The 15,809-nt window shown below is 45.9% G+C and carries 15 protein-coding genes; 5 read left to right on the forward strand and 10 right to left on the reverse strand.

From position 1 onward, the window contains the following. Positions 1–146: 146 nt before the first annotated feature. The 4 genes from METLIM_RS14540 to METLIM_RS14555 are packed head-to-tail and all read left to right on the forward strand — an operon-like array spanning position 147 to position 4,298. Entirely contained in the window at positions 147–530 is a 384-nt protein-coding gene (locus METLIM_RS14540; protein ID WP_004079674.1) for a molybdopterin dinucleotide binding domain-containing protein, read from the forward strand. Next, positions 527–1,816 (forward strand): formylmethanofuran dehydrogenase subunit B, encoded by a 1,290-nt coding sequence (locus tag METLIM_RS14545; protein ID WP_004079675.1) that lies wholly within the window; start codon positions 527–529, stop codon positions 1,814–1,816. Before METLIM_RS14540 ends, METLIM_RS14545 begins: the two co-directional genes overlap by 4 nt. Next, complete coding sequence (locus METLIM_RS14550; protein WP_004079676.1) at positions 1,813–3,513, forward strand: formylmethanofuran dehydrogenase subunit A; 1,701 nt, start codon at positions 1,813–1,815, stop codon at positions 3,511–3,513. The genes METLIM_RS14545 and METLIM_RS14550 overlap by 4 nt, the downstream gene beginning before the upstream one ends. Then, on the forward strand, positions 3,510–4,298 hold the full coding sequence (locus METLIM_RS14555) for a formylmethanofuran dehydrogenase subunit C (RefSeq protein WP_004079677.1): 789 nt from the start codon (positions 3,510–3,512) through the stop codon (positions 4,296–4,298). Before METLIM_RS14550 ends, METLIM_RS14555 begins: the two co-directional genes overlap by 4 nt. A 226-nt stretch (positions 4,299–4,524) precedes the next feature. On the opposite strand, the gene METLIM_RS14560 is transcribed toward METLIM_RS14555, so the two are convergent. From METLIM_RS14560 to METLIM_RS14605, 10 genes are read right to left on the reverse strand one after another with little or no spacing between them, the layout of a single operon-like run. Next, positions 4,525–5,325, reverse strand: coding sequence for a formylmethanofuran dehydrogenase subunit C (locus METLIM_RS14560; protein WP_004079679.1), 801 nt, complete (start codon positions 5,323–5,325; stop codon positions 4,525–4,527). An 18-nt stretch (positions 5,326–5,343) separates the two neighbouring features. Beyond that, positions 5,344–7,059 carry a formylmethanofuran dehydrogenase subunit A gene (locus tag METLIM_RS14565; protein ID WP_004079680.1) on the reverse strand — a complete coding sequence of 572 codons (1,716 nt, stop codon included), beginning with the start codon at positions 7,057–7,059 and terminating at the stop codon, positions 5,344–5,346. A gap of 4 nt (positions 7,060–7,063) precedes the next feature. Beyond that, positions 7,064–8,377 carry a formylmethanofuran dehydrogenase subunit B gene (locus tag METLIM_RS14570; RefSeq protein ID WP_004079681.1) on the reverse strand — a complete coding sequence of 438 codons (1,314 nt, stop codon included), beginning with the start codon at positions 8,375–8,377 and terminating at the stop codon, positions 7,064–7,066. A gap of 14 nt (positions 8,378–8,391) precedes the next feature. Further along, positions 8,392–8,784, reverse strand: coding sequence for a molybdopterin dinucleotide binding domain-containing protein (locus METLIM_RS14575; protein WP_004079682.1), 393 nt, complete (start codon positions 8,782–8,784; stop codon positions 8,392–8,394). A gap of 24 nt (positions 8,785–8,808) precedes the next feature. Then, entirely contained in the window at positions 8,809–9,234 is a 426-nt protein-coding gene (locus tag METLIM_RS14580; RefSeq protein WP_004079683.1) for a hydrogenase iron-sulfur subunit, read from the reverse strand. Then, positions 9,235–11,262 carry a CoB--CoM heterodisulfide reductase iron-sulfur subunit A family protein gene (locus METLIM_RS14585; protein ID WP_004079684.1) on the reverse strand — a complete coding sequence of 676 codons (2,028 nt, stop codon included), beginning with the start codon at positions 11,260–11,262 and terminating at the stop codon, positions 9,235–9,237. A gap of 13 nt (positions 11,263–11,275) precedes the next feature. Continuing rightward, positions 11,276–12,181 (reverse strand): CoB--CoM heterodisulfide reductase subunit B, encoded by a 906-nt coding sequence (gene hdrB, locus METLIM_RS14590; RefSeq protein WP_004079685.1) that lies wholly within the window; start codon positions 12,179–12,181, stop codon positions 11,276–11,278. A 3-nt stretch (positions 12,182–12,184) separates the two neighbouring features. After that, positions 12,185–12,766 (reverse strand): CoB--CoM heterodisulfide reductase subunit C, encoded by a 582-nt coding sequence (hdrC, locus tag METLIM_RS14595; protein WP_004079686.1) that lies wholly within the window; start codon positions 12,764–12,766, stop codon positions 12,185–12,187. 16 nt (positions 12,767–12,782) lie between these two features. Then, positions 12,783–13,940 carry a 4Fe-4S binding protein gene (locus tag METLIM_RS14600; protein WP_004079687.1) on the reverse strand — a complete coding sequence of 386 codons (1,158 nt, stop codon included), beginning with the start codon at positions 13,938–13,940 and terminating at the stop codon, positions 12,783–12,785. Positions 13,941–13,964: 24 nt separating this feature from the next. Beyond that, entirely contained in the window at positions 13,965–14,234 is a 270-nt protein-coding gene (locus tag METLIM_RS14605; RefSeq protein WP_004079688.1) for a 4Fe-4S binding protein, read from the reverse strand. A gap of 590 nt (positions 14,235–14,824) precedes the next feature. Here METLIM_RS14605 and fhcD point away from each other — a divergent pair. Continuing rightward, positions 14,825–15,712 carry a formylmethanofuran--tetrahydromethanopterin N-formyltransferase gene (gene fhcD / locus METLIM_RS14610; RefSeq protein ID WP_004079689.1) on the forward strand — a complete coding sequence of 296 codons (888 nt, stop codon included), beginning with the start codon at positions 14,825–14,827 and terminating at the stop codon, positions 15,710–15,712. Positions 15,713–15,809: the final 97 nt, after the last annotated feature.

Genomic DNA, 15,809 nt, shown 5'->3' on the forward strand with positions numbered 1-15,809 from the left:
CACAATAATTAACATATAAGATAAAACTACGTTTTTTTAAATTCAAACAAAGAACAAACCTTTAATTTAATTGCGAAATAAGTAGTTATTACTCAGCATTATAAATATTAAATTTCGGAATAATTGCCGGAGAATCGGAGATCCATATGAAATTTCACATGATTACCGGAAGAACTGTTAAACAGGGAGAGGGGGTCGAAAGAAAACTCTCAGCGGATTATAAGAGAGAGACATCTGCATGCAGAATGAATCCGCTCGATATGATGGATCTCGGACTAAACGAAGGAAGTCATATTAAATTAATCAGCAGTTACGGAGAAGTCGTCATGAGGGCGGTTGAGGATAAAACCCTCACATCAGGCATGATATTCATCGCTTACGGCCCTTACTGCAATGTCATAACCTCCCATGACACACACGGAACAGGAATGCCGGACTACAAATCAACATTTGTCAGAATTGAGAGTACAGATGAAGATTTAAAAACAGTAGAAGAGTTGTTCAAAGATATGGGGGGAAGAGCACCATGAAAATAACGGATGTAATCTGCCCCTTCTGCGGATGCCTCTGCGATGACCTCACAGTTACCGTTGAGGGTAACAGAGTCACCGGTGTCGATAACGGATGTGCCCTTGCAGAAGCCAAATTCATGCATACCGAAAGGCTGAACAACCCGGTTATAAAAGACGGTGACAGGTTCAGGGAGACCGGATATGAAGAGGCGATAGGCATTGCGGCAGATATACTCAAAGATTCTGAAAGACCGCTTCTCTTCGGATGGAGTGGAACACAGGGGGAGGCGCAGTGCGCAGGTGTGCACCTCTGTGAACTCTTAGGTGGCGTTATTGACAACACGTCCTCCATATGCCACGGCCCGTCCATCCTTGCAATACAGGAAGTCGGACATCCGGGATGCACACTCGGACAGGTCAAGAACAGGGCAGACCTTATAATATACTGGGGAGCAAATCCCGTGGAGGCACACCCGCGGCATATGAGCAGATACACCAACTATGCAGACGGATTTTTTCTGGACAATGCATTCAGGGAGAGAAAACTGATTGTCGCAGATGTCAGAAAGACAGAATCGGCAAACCTTGCAGATGAGTTCATCCAGATAAAACCCGGCGGAGATTATGCTGTATTTTCAGCATTAAGGGCAATAATCAGGGGCAAAGGAGATATTTTACCGGATTATGTTGCAGGAGTTGCCAAAAGCCAGCTTGAAAGGGTTGCCAAAATGTGCCTGGAGGCAAAATTCGGAGCGATCTTCTTTGGCCTCGGCCTGACAATGTCGAGGAACAAATACAAAAACATCCGTAATGCCATTGAACTGACCGACCTGCTCTGCCGGCACACAAAATTCACCATAAGCGCTATGCGTGGACACTGGAATGTTTACGGATCAAACGAGGTGATGACATGGCTTACAGGGTACCCTTACGGCGTTGATTTCAGCAGAGGAATAGCATTTTACAACCCGGGAGAGACAACAGCAGTTGATATTCTCGCGAAAAAAGAGTGCGATGCCATGTTTGTCGTTGCCAGTGATCCCGCTGCACATATGCCAAAAAAATGTGCAGAGCATATGGCAGAAATTCCTGTAATCCAGATAGACCCGCATATCAACTGCACAACCCTGTTGAGTGATGTTCAGATCCCCGTTGCAGTCACCGGAATTGAAACTCCGGGCACAGCATACAGAATGGACGGCATACCCCTCAGAACAAAGAAAGTGATAGATTCAGTTCATCCAAATGACAGGGAAATTATCGACAGAATATACAAAAAACTTCTGGAGGTGAAAAAACAATGAGTGAACTTCTGGTAAAAAACGCCTTTGTCATCGATCCATTAAACGGAATTAACGGTGAAATTATGGACATAGCCGTCAAAGACGGTAAAATCGTTGAATCGGTGAAGGATTCCTCAAATGTCATTGATGCAAAGGGCAACCTTACGCTCCCGGGCGGTGTCGATTCACACACCCATATCTGCGGCACGAAAGTGAACTTCGGACGCTACATGAGTCCTGAGGATATGCGTGCCGGACGTGGGAGGGCACAGAAGTACATGTACCCTGTTTCAGGATACAGTGTCCCGACTGTATATGCAAATACCTACAGATACAGCAGTCTCGGATATACCACAGTTCTTGAAGGTGCAATGGCACCCCTTGAGGCAAGGCACACTCATGAAGAATTTTCCTACAACACCCTCCAGGACACAATGGCAAACACACTCTTTGACGGCAACTGGGCAGTCATGGAGGCAGTCGCCGAGAAGGATTTAAAGAAAGTTGCGGCTATCGTTGGCTGGACACTTGCAGCCGTAAAGGGATTTGCGGTTAAAATTACAAATCCCGGCGGGACCGAGATGTGGGGGTGGGGTAAGGACGTTGGATGTATGCACAGTAAAGTGGATCACTTCGGAGTCACTCCGGCAGAGATCGTTGATTACCTTGTCCGTGCAAATGAACTCCTTAATCTGCCCCATTCGGCACACCTCCATACAAACAACCTGGGCAAACCCGGCAATTACAAATGCACGCTTGAGATGATGCAGAGGACACCAGACCTTAACGAAAAGCGTCAGACCCTCTATATGACCCATGTCCAGTTCCACTCCTACGGCGGGTCATCCTGGGCAGATTTCTGCTCAAAAGCTGATGATGTCGCCTGGATGATCAACAGAAAACCGCAGATAGCAATCGATATGGGGCAGGTTATGTTTGGCAAGACAACGACAATGACAGCCGACGGCCCGATGGAGTTTAACCTATACCGGCTGTACAACAACAAATGGAGCAATCATGACGTTGAGCTTGAGACAGGATCAGGCATAATTCCGGTAATCTACTCTAAGAAAAACCTCGTAAACTCAATCATGTGGGCAATAGGTCTTGAACTTGCACTAATGACTAAAAACCCCTGGCAGTGCATGCTTGCAACCGATAACCCGAACGGAGCACCGTTTGTAAAATATCCTGAAGTGATAGCCCTTCTTATGAGCAGCAAGTACAGAGATGAAGAGTTATCAACATTACAGAAAGATACTGGAAAACGTACATTCCTTTCTTCACTTGACAGGGAGATGGACTGGAATGAGATCGCTGTAATGACAAGGGCCGCACAGGCAAAAGCGCTTGGCATCGCTGAACTCGGAAAAGGGCACCTTGGAATTGGAGCAGAAGCCGACATAGCAATATATCCGGTAAAAACCGGAGAGATAGATCCTGCACAGGAATATGAGAAGGTGATAAAAGGTCTTGCAGTCACCACCCATACTATAAAGCGCGGCAGGACAGTATCAAGAGATGGAAACTGTCTCGTATTCGGAGACAATGCAACAATATGGGTAAAACCAAAGATTCCCGAAAAATATGACATCTCAAAAGATCCGGAATTTATCAAAAGATTTGAGAGATATTATACTGTAAATATGGCCAATTATCCGGTTGAAAACGAATACCTCAACAGGAATATCTGCATTGAGACGGAGACAGGACTATGAAGACTGTAAAGCTGAAGAGAAAAGAGGTCAAAAATCCATATATTCCGGTAGAAGCTGAAAAGATAACAACCGAAACATTCCTGGAAAGCGACCTCTCAGAAGTCAGGATCTGGTCAGGGAATAAGGAGCATAAACTCGAAGACCTGTTCACTGTGGAGATAGAAGGTGAAGCGGAATCTGTTGATGATGTTCATATAATTCTCTTAGGGGACTGTTCAATGGTGAAGAGAATCGGCGAATACATGACCGGCGGAAAGATCACTGTTGAGGGTGATATAGGGATGCACTGCGGAAATTTCATGGCCGGAGGTGTGATTGAAGTAAAGGGCAATGCGGATTCATGGCTCGGCAGGGAGATGAGAGGCGGAGAGATAATATGCAGAGGCAATGCCGCACTCTACTGCGGGTCAGGATATCGCGGTGAAAAGAAAGGCATGAGAGGCGGCCTTATCCATGTAAATGGAGATGCCGGGGATTTCCTTGGCGAGACACTCTGGGGAGGAAAGATTGTTGTTGACGGAAATGCCGGAAATATGCCCGGTGCCGAGATGATCGGAGGAGAGCTCATAATCGGAAAGGATGCCGAAATTCCGGGTGCGAACATGAAAGGCGGAGTATGTATTGTCAGGGGCACTGCATATGATATCCTGCCCACATTTCTGCTTGAAGACAGCAAAAAAGAATTAGATGATTTTAAAGCCGGATTTTTTGAATTTACAGGCGACCATGCCAACCGTAAACCAAAAGGAAAAATTTACGCAAAGGATTACAGGTACCATGAATAATCCGGCAGAGATCAGGACTGCCATAAGAATATAAGAGAAATAACAACGGATAAGAGAAGCTGATAATATCAGCACGCCCTTTTTTTAATTCATACCCGGCACTGCCATTCCGGCAACGAAACCGGCTGTATCCAGATATGCAATTGCCGATTCGGAAGAAACCTGAAGGTAATTATTCTGCATTAATTTGGGTATAACTGTCATGATACCCAAACAAAAAAAAGATTTAGGCTTTTATATATAGCTGTCCATAGGTGACAACCCCTTTAGACTTTGGGTGCCTCTCGCCGAGATCTCCCTCAAAGCGCTTAAAGTTAGCCTTTGTGCCATCTACTTCTAGATCAATATTATCGCGGTGCGCAAATCCTGGCATCATGACGTCAATTGTGCCAAAAACAATTATTTCGCCCTTGACCATCTGACCGCCGACTTTGCTCTTTGCATTGCCTTTAATTACTATCTTTCCGCCTTCCTGGTGAGTACCTACGTGAACATCGGTATTTCCGCCGATAATAATCTCACCGCCACGCATGAAAGTTCCGACATCGCTGCCTGCATCACCGTCAACGCGGAGGACTCCGCCCATCATACCACGCCAGTCTCCACGGTATGCAGCACCAAGGTAGTTGCCTGCACTGCCCTTGATGTGGATGTTGCCACCCTTCATACCGAGGGCTGTGAAATGACCGGCATTGCCGTTTACAGTGATCTCGCCGCCCTCCATGAAAGCGCCGGTGTACATATCAGTATTACCATCAATAATAATCTTTCCGGCAGTCATCTTTGCGCCAATCCACTTGACACGAAGGAGATCGCCTTTGACTTTGATGACAGTATCCTGTGCTGTTTCACCCGGAGCTCCGGAGATTGTGAAATAATCACCGAGTTTATGGGTAAGATTCCCCTCATAAACATCAAGAGCAGCGATCTCATCAGCTGACTTTCCGGCAAATGAATCAGGGGATATCTTCTCTGTTTCAAGGTAAAGTTCAGGCTGCTGTTTTAATGTTAATTCTACAGTGCTCATATTACAATAACCTCCGGATTATGCAGCTTTTACCTCAATCATATACTCGTTTGGAACATAGTGGTGCTCTTTTACCTCGTAGTTGTTCCTGGTAACGGTATAGTATTTCTTGAAACGCTCTGACACATCACGCTCAACCTGTGGAGTTAGCTCTTTTCCGGCATTTACCCAGAATGTACGCTTGCTGCCGTTGCTGATGATATCACTCTCATTAATGATGAGTTCTCCCTTCTTGATGAAGTACTCTGCATTCCCGAAAGCGTGCTCAATCTTCTCACCGTCTCCGAGATCGTTTTCCGGATTGAGTGGATAGACAACAACGTCACCCTCCATGCCCGGTTTAAGTGAACCAAACATATTGGAAAGACCAAGCATCTTTGCAGCACCCTGACGGGTCATCTCTGCAATTTCGTACAGACTGAGTTCACGATCTAATTCGCCGATGTAACACTGGTTACGTACAGAATCGCCGAATTTGCATGCATCAAGTATCTCATTGCGTGAATTTAAGCTCATCAGCCATTTGATAACACGCGGGTACCTGTGAACAGGACCTGCATTTGGTGCATCTGTTGTAACGAAACACTTCTTCATGTCTTTACAGAGAAGTGCAAGTTCAAGACCGATTGCCCACTGTGCAACACCAATGAAGGAATTCGGGTTGTAAATGAACGGAACGACACCTGCTGCGGTTTCAAGTTCAACATCCTTGTTTACCCACTTGAGATTGTTCATATGAGAGAGATGGTACTCAAAAGGACCGTCTGCTGTCATTGTCGTTGTCTCATCAAGTGTTACGCATCCCATATCAAAGGTAAGATTCTCAGTGCTGTTGAAGTAATTCATGACTTCCTTAGACTTTGATTCAAACCTCTTTGACATATATGAGTCTCCACCGTATGAGTGGAACTGAAGATGCGTGTGGTGAAGAACCTGATCACGTCCAAAGTCATTGTCTGCCTTTATACCCTCTGCACACTTCAGTGAGTCAATTGTAATCTGATAATTACCAGGCTCGCCAAGTGAGTTTGAGTGTACGTGCATTGAATGTGGAAGCCTGAGATACTCATTTGCTTCAATAAGACCGGTAATTATCTGCTTTGGTGTTACATCGAAGAAAGGAACAGGGTCATCAATTGTAAGACAGTTCATACCCCATCCCCAGGCCTCAGTTCCTCCGGGATTTACGCATTTAACACCGTATCCCTTTGTCATTTTAAGAAGCCATGAGATGTAGCTGGCTGTATTTTCTACCTCGTTGTTTTTGAGGTATTCCATAACAAACCAGTTGTTTCCAAAGACAGGGAGTGCAGCCTCATCAACGATAGGTGTATCCCTCATCTCTTCATGGACGTGGCGTGCATATAGCGGAGGCATTGCTGCTTCCGTTACAAAACCATATCCCATTCTTGCGAATGTATAGCCGGAACCGAGTGTTGTAGGAACAGAAAAACCTGCTTCCATACGCTTTACACCCTTTGCCGGTTTGTAGAAGTTGAGCTTGTCTTCCGGACGGAAATTCCTTCCTACATTGACCTTAGGACCTGCGGAGTGGGAGTGTACATCAACAGCACCGGCCATTACAAGCTTTCCGGATGCATCGATTGCCTTTGCACCCTTTACTTCAGATGCATCGACAATTTTGCCGTCCTTAACTGCTACATCCATCTTTTCGCAGTTGATACCCTGTGTCGGGTCAACTACAAAACCGTTCTTAATAATGTATTCAGCCATTGATTTATACCCCCTTAATCTCTTTAATGCGTCCAAGGACAAGTTTAAGGAACTCTTCGTCGGTCAGCATGCCTTCAGGAGCATCGACTACCTTGTGAGATTCAATAGGTACATTGTCCATTCTGTACGCACATCCGCCCACCTCAACACCGACAAATGCCACAGGAACATGGAGATCTACAACAACTGTTGAAGGTGTGATATGAGGATCGACAACAACACACGGAAGTGCATTCATCTTCTTTACAGAGCTGAACGGGAAGTGTGCTCCGGGATCACTGCCAAGTACAAATACAGAGTCAACCTCTTCTCTCATGAGAAGATCGTTTGAGGAAGACTCACCAGGATTATATCTTGCAAATCCTCTGGATAGGTCAACACAGAACGGGAATCCGAACTGCCATCCCCACACTTCACCGGCTCCGGTAACATTGTAGTGACCACGCATTGGCATAATGCTCCATTTTGTAAACTCGTTTAAGTCACGGGTTACCTGAATGGCTATGTCAATGTTGTGGTTCTTTGAAAGTGAGTGAGTTACACCCATTCCGAAGAAAATACAGCCAAATCTTGCATTCTTCATCTTCTCTGCAACTTCGTAGATGGTCTCCTTAGGAACACCTGCAACTATGTCAGGAAGCTGTTCGTTACGGAATGCCACACGAAGCGCTGAGAGAAGTTCATAGTCACGCCCCTGCTCAACCTGGAGATGTACATCTGCAAGGCTTGCAGAGTCAGTAGGCCTTGGGTCAACCACTACAACAGTTCTGCCCCTGTGTCCCTTTGCTGTAAAGAATCCACGCGGGAAGAGGGAGTAGCGGCTCATGTGACGCGGGTGTGCATGTGCCGGGTTACATCCCCAGAACACTACCATGTCAGCACGATTCTTGACCTCTCCAAGAGTACAGCTTGGTACACCAACGTCCTGTACTGCAATGAGAGTTGAACCGTGACACACAGTTGCTGTATTGTCAAGCTGTCCGCCCACAAGTTCTGCAACGTAAGAACCTACAACCTGTGATTCACAGTTTGTGGAACTCCATCCGTACATCAGTGGTTTTTTGGACTTTGCAAGCATCTGTGCGGTAAACTCAACAGCCTCATCATAAGAGACCTCTCTCCATGATCCATCCTCATTTCTCATTCTTGGACGGGTAAGCCTGTCTTTTGCCTGTGAGTGAAGAAACTTTTCAGCACCGATTGCACAGGCATTATTTACCTCAAGAAGCTCTTTGCCATCGTCACTTACAACAACTTCGAGATCGTCACAGAGTGTGCCACAGAACGGGCAAACCACATCTGTTATCAGTTTTGTCATAATTTATTCACCAACTAAAGCATTTCCTCTAATACTGCAAGTGAGTCCAGAACCTTCTCATCAGGTGCCGGTTCGACAGTCACAGGAACACCTTTGAATGTCGGCATTCCCATAGAGTAGGTATTTGGATCAATTACCCTGTTTGCCCATGGCCCCATTGGAATCCATCCAAGACCGGGGTGGGGTCCCTGTGTAGCCTTAATGGCTTTGACAATAACCCATCCATACTGGCTGGCTACACGGACACTTGTCCCGTGCCATATCCCAAGTTTTTTGAGATCTTCAGGGTCGAGTTCAATAATGCCACAGGCATCACGATAGGCAGGCTTTTCCTTACCGCCCTCCATTGTCACGCCCTGCATGATTGTTCTACCTGAAATCAGGTTCAGTTCAATCTTTTCTGCCACAATAATTCACCCCATAAAATGGGATTAGTTCTTTTTTTCAGCCAATGGGCTTGGACCTAGCTCTTTTACAGTCTTAACGACATCTTCCATGACCATACCCCATTTTGCACCCTCGGATGCTGAAACAAAGGTCATTCTTAGTCTGTTATCGTTAAGTCCGATGTTCTTGAGAACATTTTTCACGAGGAACATACGCTTTGCACACTTATAGTTACCTTCAAGGTAATGACAGTCACCAAAGTGACATCCTGATACAAGTACACCGTCTGCTCCATCCTGGAATGCTTTCATTATGAAAAGCGGGTCAACACGGCCAGTACACATTACACGTACAGCACGTATATCCGGTGGGTACTGGATACGTGCTCCTCCGGCAAGATCTGCTCCGGCGTAAGAACACCAGTTACAGATGATTGCGATAATCTTTGGTTTCCATTCTCCGTCTGACATTTACTCTTCGCCTCCAAGCGGGTTAAGAAGGAATGCATCAATCTGTGCCACAATCTGCTGTGATGTGAAGTGCTGCATGCGTATAGCACCACCAGGGCAGAATCCTCCGCATGTACCGCAGCCTTTACACTTTGCTTCGGTTACGGTCATAACCTGTTTGTCATCTTTTTCAATCAGTGAGAGTGCACCGTATGGACACTGCGGAACACACATTCCGCATCCTGCACAAAGATCTTCAACACACTGTGCAAAGTAAGGCTCAAGCTGAACCTCTCCCTGGTGAATTGGAATGGATGCTGCGGATGCTGCTCCCTCTGCCTGTGCTACTGTGTCAGGAATATCCTTTGGCCCCTGACAGACACCTGCAAGGAAGATACCGGCAGTTGTTGTACCGCAAGGGTTGAGCTTCGGATGTGCCTCAAGATACCATCCGTCCTGTGATTTGGAAATACCAAACATCTGGCGGATTGGTTCTGCGTCAGGCTTTGGCTGAATCGCAGCTGCGAGTACGACCATTTCACACTCTACAGTTACAGGTCTTCCAAGAAGTGTATCCTCGGTTCTTACATACAGGTTCTTTGTAACAGGGTCTTCTTCAACACTTGATACACGACCACGTATGAACTTTGCACCCTCATTCTGGATACGGTAGTAGAACTCCTCGTACATCTTACCGAATGAACGGATATCCATGTAGAAGAGGTAAGGAACAGCACCCGGGATCTTCTCCATGATCTGGTGAGCGTGCTTGAGTGAGTACATACAGCAGAACCTTGAACAGTATGGCTTTGCAACGCCGCCCGTATTGTCTCTTGATCCTGCACAGAGAACAAATCCAACCTTCTTTGGAATTACACCATCAGACGGGCGGATAAGTTTTCCACCGGTAGGTCCGGATGCACAGATGAGACGCTCAAATTCAAGACCTGTGATGACATTCTCATGTCTCTTGTATCCCCATTCGGTCTTCTCCTCAATTGGTATGAGGTCGTAACCGGTTGCAAGGATTACACAGCCGACCTTGACTTTCTCAAGTTCGTCTTTCATATTAAGGTCAATTGCATTCTTCTCAACACCACAGATCTCTGCACAGAGTCCGCACTTAACACATGAATCAAAGTCAATTGTGTACTGGAGCGGCATTACCTGCGGGTGGTAGATATAAATTGCCTTTCTTGGGGCCATTCCCATCTCAAATGGATTTGGCTTAATTACCGGACATACCTCTGCACAGTCACCACAGCCATTACATCCTGAACCTTCGATTCCATCTGCAATCATCTCGGCACCGTCTCTTGTACCGCGTGCCTTCTTGCGGAGTGTGATCTCAAAGTTTCCGATGTAACCTTCTACATTTTCAACTTCAGTATATGTCCTGAGAATGATATTCGGGTGACGTCCTGCATCGACCATCTTAGGTGTAAGAATACACTGGGAACAGTCAAGTGTAGGGAATGTCTTGTCGAGCTGGGACATGCGTCCACCGATCGTAGGATCTTTCTCGACAAGATATGTCTTGATACCTGCATTTGCAAGGTCAAGTGCTGCCTGCATTCCACCAACACCGGCGCCTACGACCATTGCTGCGTGTTCGACAGGGACAGACTTTGGCTGGAGATCTTCAAGGAGTGCTGCTTTTGCAACCGCAATCCTGACCTGATCCTTTGCCTTTGATGTTGCTCCGTCCCAGTCATGCATGTGAACCCATGAGTTCTGGTCACGGATGTTTGCCATCTCGAAACGGAACTTGTTAAGTCCACCTTCTGCTGTTGCGGTCCTGAATGTTGGTTCGTGAAGGCGTGGGGAACATGCTGCAACTACGATACCGTTCAGGTTGTGTTCCTTGATTGCGTCAATGATCTTGTTCTGACCTGGTGTTGAGCACATATACTGGTATTCATCTGCAACAACAACACCCGGAAGTGTCATTGAATAGTTCATTACTTCCTCAATAGAAAGTGAACCTGCGATGTTTGTACCACAGTGGCAAATGAATACACCTATTCTTGGTTCCTGATTTTCTGCCATTTTTCAGACCTCCTTACTCTAATTTCTCCAGGTATGGTTTGCAGTCTATTGCATGCAGGTCAAGGGCGAGTTCCTGTGGGGACATGCCCTGCGCAAGGCCGAGAAGTTCATTATAATGGAGAACCGGAAGGTTGTATGTCTGACCGAAGTTCTCCTGGATCTCAATCTGACCACGGTCGAACTGAAGCTGACAGAACGGACAGACCTCAGTAAGTGCATCTGCTCCTGCTTCGCGGAGGTTGATCATCTTCTCGTTTGTGATATCAAGTGAGTGGAGAATATCGTATCCACGTACACCGCCACCGGCACCACAGCACTGCATTCTGTTTCTGTAGTACACAGCCTCAGCACCGAGTGCCTCAACCATCTCTTCAAGCCATGTAGGGTTTTCTGTGTCACCGAAGTGGCGCTCCTTGCCCGGCTTCATCAGGTGGCATCCGTAGTGGACTGCCACTCTTGTTCCGGTAAGAGGGCGTGTGACACTGTCAGCAAGCTTCTGAACACCGCAGATCTTCTCGTCATAGTAGAGTTCTGCAAGATGCCAGACGTCTATTGTACCCTTAAACTCCATGTCAGCCTCTGCGAGGACCTCATTGACGCCGTCGCGGAGTTCGTCATTGTGTTTAAGTTTGTGGTTTACTTCGTAGATGGACTTGTAGCAGCCATTGCAGATGAGTGTGATGTCCTTTCCCATCTCTTCTGCAAGGACAAGGTTTCTTGCTGCAAGTGCATACCATACATTCAGGTCGATTGAACCGAATGCACCAGGTGCCGGACAGCATCCTGCACCCTTGAGAGGTAGAAGTTCGATACCAAGTTTTGCACTTGTCTGAATAGCTGCTGCTTCACAACCGGGATAACGGTTTGGAGCAATGCAGCCAAGGAAGAATGCGTATGAATGATCAAAATGTCCTGACATAAATTACTCTCCCTCCGACAGAATTCTGTCTGCTTCTGCCTTGAGTTTATAGAAGTCCATAATCTTCCTGACTCCGTCCATATATTCAGGATAGCTGTGTGTTGTCGGAGGATCTCTCGGAAGACCTAGTTTTTCACGTGCTGCACGGTTTACATCATTGTTTGGTACACCGTGACCGGTAGTATAGATCAGCTGAACTGTCTTGAGGAAATTGCGTGGTACAATATCTCTCTTAAACGCGAGATTCCTCATTGCCATTATTACATCGGTTGGCAGAATATCACGCGGACAGCGGTCTGAACATGAGTAGCATGTTGTGCAGAGCCAGAGATCAGGGTCGGTAAGTGCCTCATCCTCAAGTCCGAGAACGGCTCTTCTCATGAACTTGCGGATACGGTACGAACTGCGGGGTGCAGACGGGCATGACCCGGTACAGGTACCGCACTGGTAACACATGTGATAGATTGTGCCACTGATTTTTCCAACCTGTTCTGAAAAGTCCTTGTTTGAATCAGCAAGATAATAATTCTGATCTTTGAGTTTCTCTTCAAGCTCAGGATTTCCGTAATTCTTTTCTACAGCCATATTATTGTCACCTCACTCAAACTGTCTTGAGCTCCACTTCGCCAACTTCTACGCTCTCCTTCACCCTGGAAGTTCTTGGCTGGAGAAGTTTTTCCTTGATCGTTAAGAAGAGATCTGTCTCCTTTCCGGATACATTGATGCCTGTACGCTTCATGACAATTATATCCTCACCAGGGCATGCATTGACACATACACCACAGAGAATACAGAAGTCCTCATTGACTGCAATATTTGCTTCAATTTCTCCGTGCATATCAGCAGGGGACTTTGGTGATGGCATATAGATTGCATTTGCCGGACAGATATCCATACAGGTTGAGCAGCCACCAGGGCATTTCTCTGCATGGAATTCAATTGTACCTTCAAAGGGCTTAGTTACTGTAATTGCTTCTGTTGGACAGTTAATTGCACACCAGCGGCAGCTGCAGCAGTTCTCTTCAATTGTGACTTTACCATACTTCTTCTGAGCTGCTTCACCCTCTTTTGCAACAGTAATTGCATCTGAAGGACAGATCTCAGCACATACACCACAGCCATCACAGAGTGACTCTGTCCATTTTACAATACCCTCAGGCACTCCGGACTCTGCTGTAAATGGTTTTCTCTCAACATTGAGTGCTGCACAGACCTCAGCACAGAGACCACAGACTGTACACTTCTCATCATCACATTCGAAGTTTACCTTCCATTCAACTGCCTCTGCTTTCTTAAGGCCGTCTGCTGCAACTCCCTCAAAGTCAGGCACATCACGCTTAATTGCATCACGTGGGCAGGCGTCATCACAGGTAGTACACCTGACACATTTCTCATCATCGATAATTCTTGTTACATCGTAGGATGGGAAACCCTCTTTTTCTACAATAGGAAGTCTTGACTCTCCGTCAATCTTTAAATCAAGTGCCCCAAACGGACACATTACTACACAAACACCACAGTATGAACAATCTTTTTCATTGATTGAAATTGACTGACCATACTCAATTGAACCCTTTCGGACAGCGCCTACAGGGCCAATGCTAATTGCTTCTTCCGGACAGGACTCTACACAGATACCACAGCCTGTGCACTTGCCATTGTCAAGCACAAGATTGTTTACCTGTTTGAGGAGCTTCTGCTCCATTGTGATTATATCACCGTCCTGTTTACGGGAGTATTTTGGGAAAAGCGTATTCATTACTTTAACACTCCTTTAAAATATTTAGGCCTCTCCTGGAACCTGTACCATGTCTTTCCAACGCCCTTCAAGTTTAATAACGCCATACGGACACGCCGAGATGCATACTCCGCATCCGGCACATAACTCGTGGTCAAAGTCGAGCACAATTGCCTTACCATTGACAACCCTGTAAATCTTCTCTGTTGTTACAGGGTCAACAGTGGAAAGTTCAAGTGCATCAACCGGGCATGCGACCACACAGTTGTTGCAGCCTGTACAACGTTCCATGTTTACATGAACAGCAAATGCCATTTTTTTTCACGCACCGCTATATCGATCTTAAATCGATCGCTAAAAGTTTGTAAAAAATATAGATAAAGGTTCTGAAGTAATACCCTGTTTTTTCCCGCAAAAATCTAAAAAAATAGAGAATACATATTTACAAAACAAAATAGTAAAATCAAACTTATTTACTGGGCGAAAAACCCCGCATGCGTCCTGAAATTAAAATAGAAACCCTTATAGTGAGTTAAGGGATTTTAATACCGGATTTTCCGAAAAAACAAAACGTAAATAATCGCCTAAAATTGCCGGATTTCAGTATAAAAGAGAATACAATACTTAAAATTTAAAAATAATTTAGCTACACGCCGTTTTATCCAAAGAGATTAATTTAACCTGAACAGGAAAATAACCACATTTTAGTCCCGGATTCTTTGGGAAAATCACAATCCGCAGTGATCTGATCGCAGGATCATGCGCCACACTGTAATAACGTGCCGCACCTGTCAGAGAGATACGGGGAACAGGTAAAAATACAAGACATCCGAGGATAAAAATGAAACATTATTTTAACTTCCCGGATAGAAAATTAAACCATAGCTAAATGAGGTATATGAGATATGGAACTCAATGGCGTAAAAATTGATGACAATTATGCAGAGGCATTCCCAAACTGGGCATGCAGAGTAATAATCACGGCAATTAATGAACAGTGGGCAATCCAGGCAGCAACCGAAGCAACAGGATTCGCAACATCAGCAATCGGATGTCCATGTGAAGCCGGAATTGAAGGTGCAGTTGATGCATCAGAGACCCCTGACGGCAGGCCCGGAATCTCCGTTCTCTTCTTTGCAGGAGGAAAAAAGAAGCTTAAGGAGCAGGTAATAGAGCGCCTCGCAGAATGTGTCCTGACACAGCCAACAACAGCAGTCTTTGATGGCATGCCTGACGCAGAAGAGAGAATTGATGTGAAACTCCACTTCTTCGGCGACGGATTCGAGTACAAAAAAGAAGTCGGCGGACGCGAATGCTGGGCAATTCCAATCATGAACGGAGAGTACATCGGAGAGGAGAACTTCGGAATTGTAAAAGGTGTCGCAGGCGGCAACTTCTTCATCATGGGTGAGAACATCCCCGCAGCACTCATGGCAGCAGAGTCAGCAGTGGATGCAATTATGCTTGTTCCAGGATGTATGTGCTCATTCCCAGTTGTAGCATCAGGCTCAAAGGTCGGTTCAAACAAGTACAAGTTCATGCCGGCAACAACAAACGAGAAGTACTGCCCGTCAATCCGTGACAAGGTAGAAGGGTCACTTGTACCTGAAGGTGTTGGTGCAGTTTATGAGATCGTCATTGACGGAGTTGACGAGGATTCAATAAAGGAAGCAACAAAGGCAGGCATTGAAGCCGCAACAATGATTCCGGGAATCAAATTCATCACCGCAGGAAACTTCGGCGGAAGCCTCGGCCCGTTCAAGTTCGATCTTAAAGAGATCCTTGGATTATAAAACCAAATTTAACTGAACCGGAATTTCCGGTAAAAAAAACCAACAGATTCTTTTTTTCGCAGGTAAGAACAAGACCAGAATCTCTGATTCAGGGCTA

Source organism: Methanoplanus limicola DSM 2279 (assembly GCF_000243255.1).
Classification (GTDB): Archaea; Halobacteriota; Methanomicrobia; order Methanomicrobiales; family Methanomicrobiaceae; genus Methanoplanus; species Methanoplanus limicola.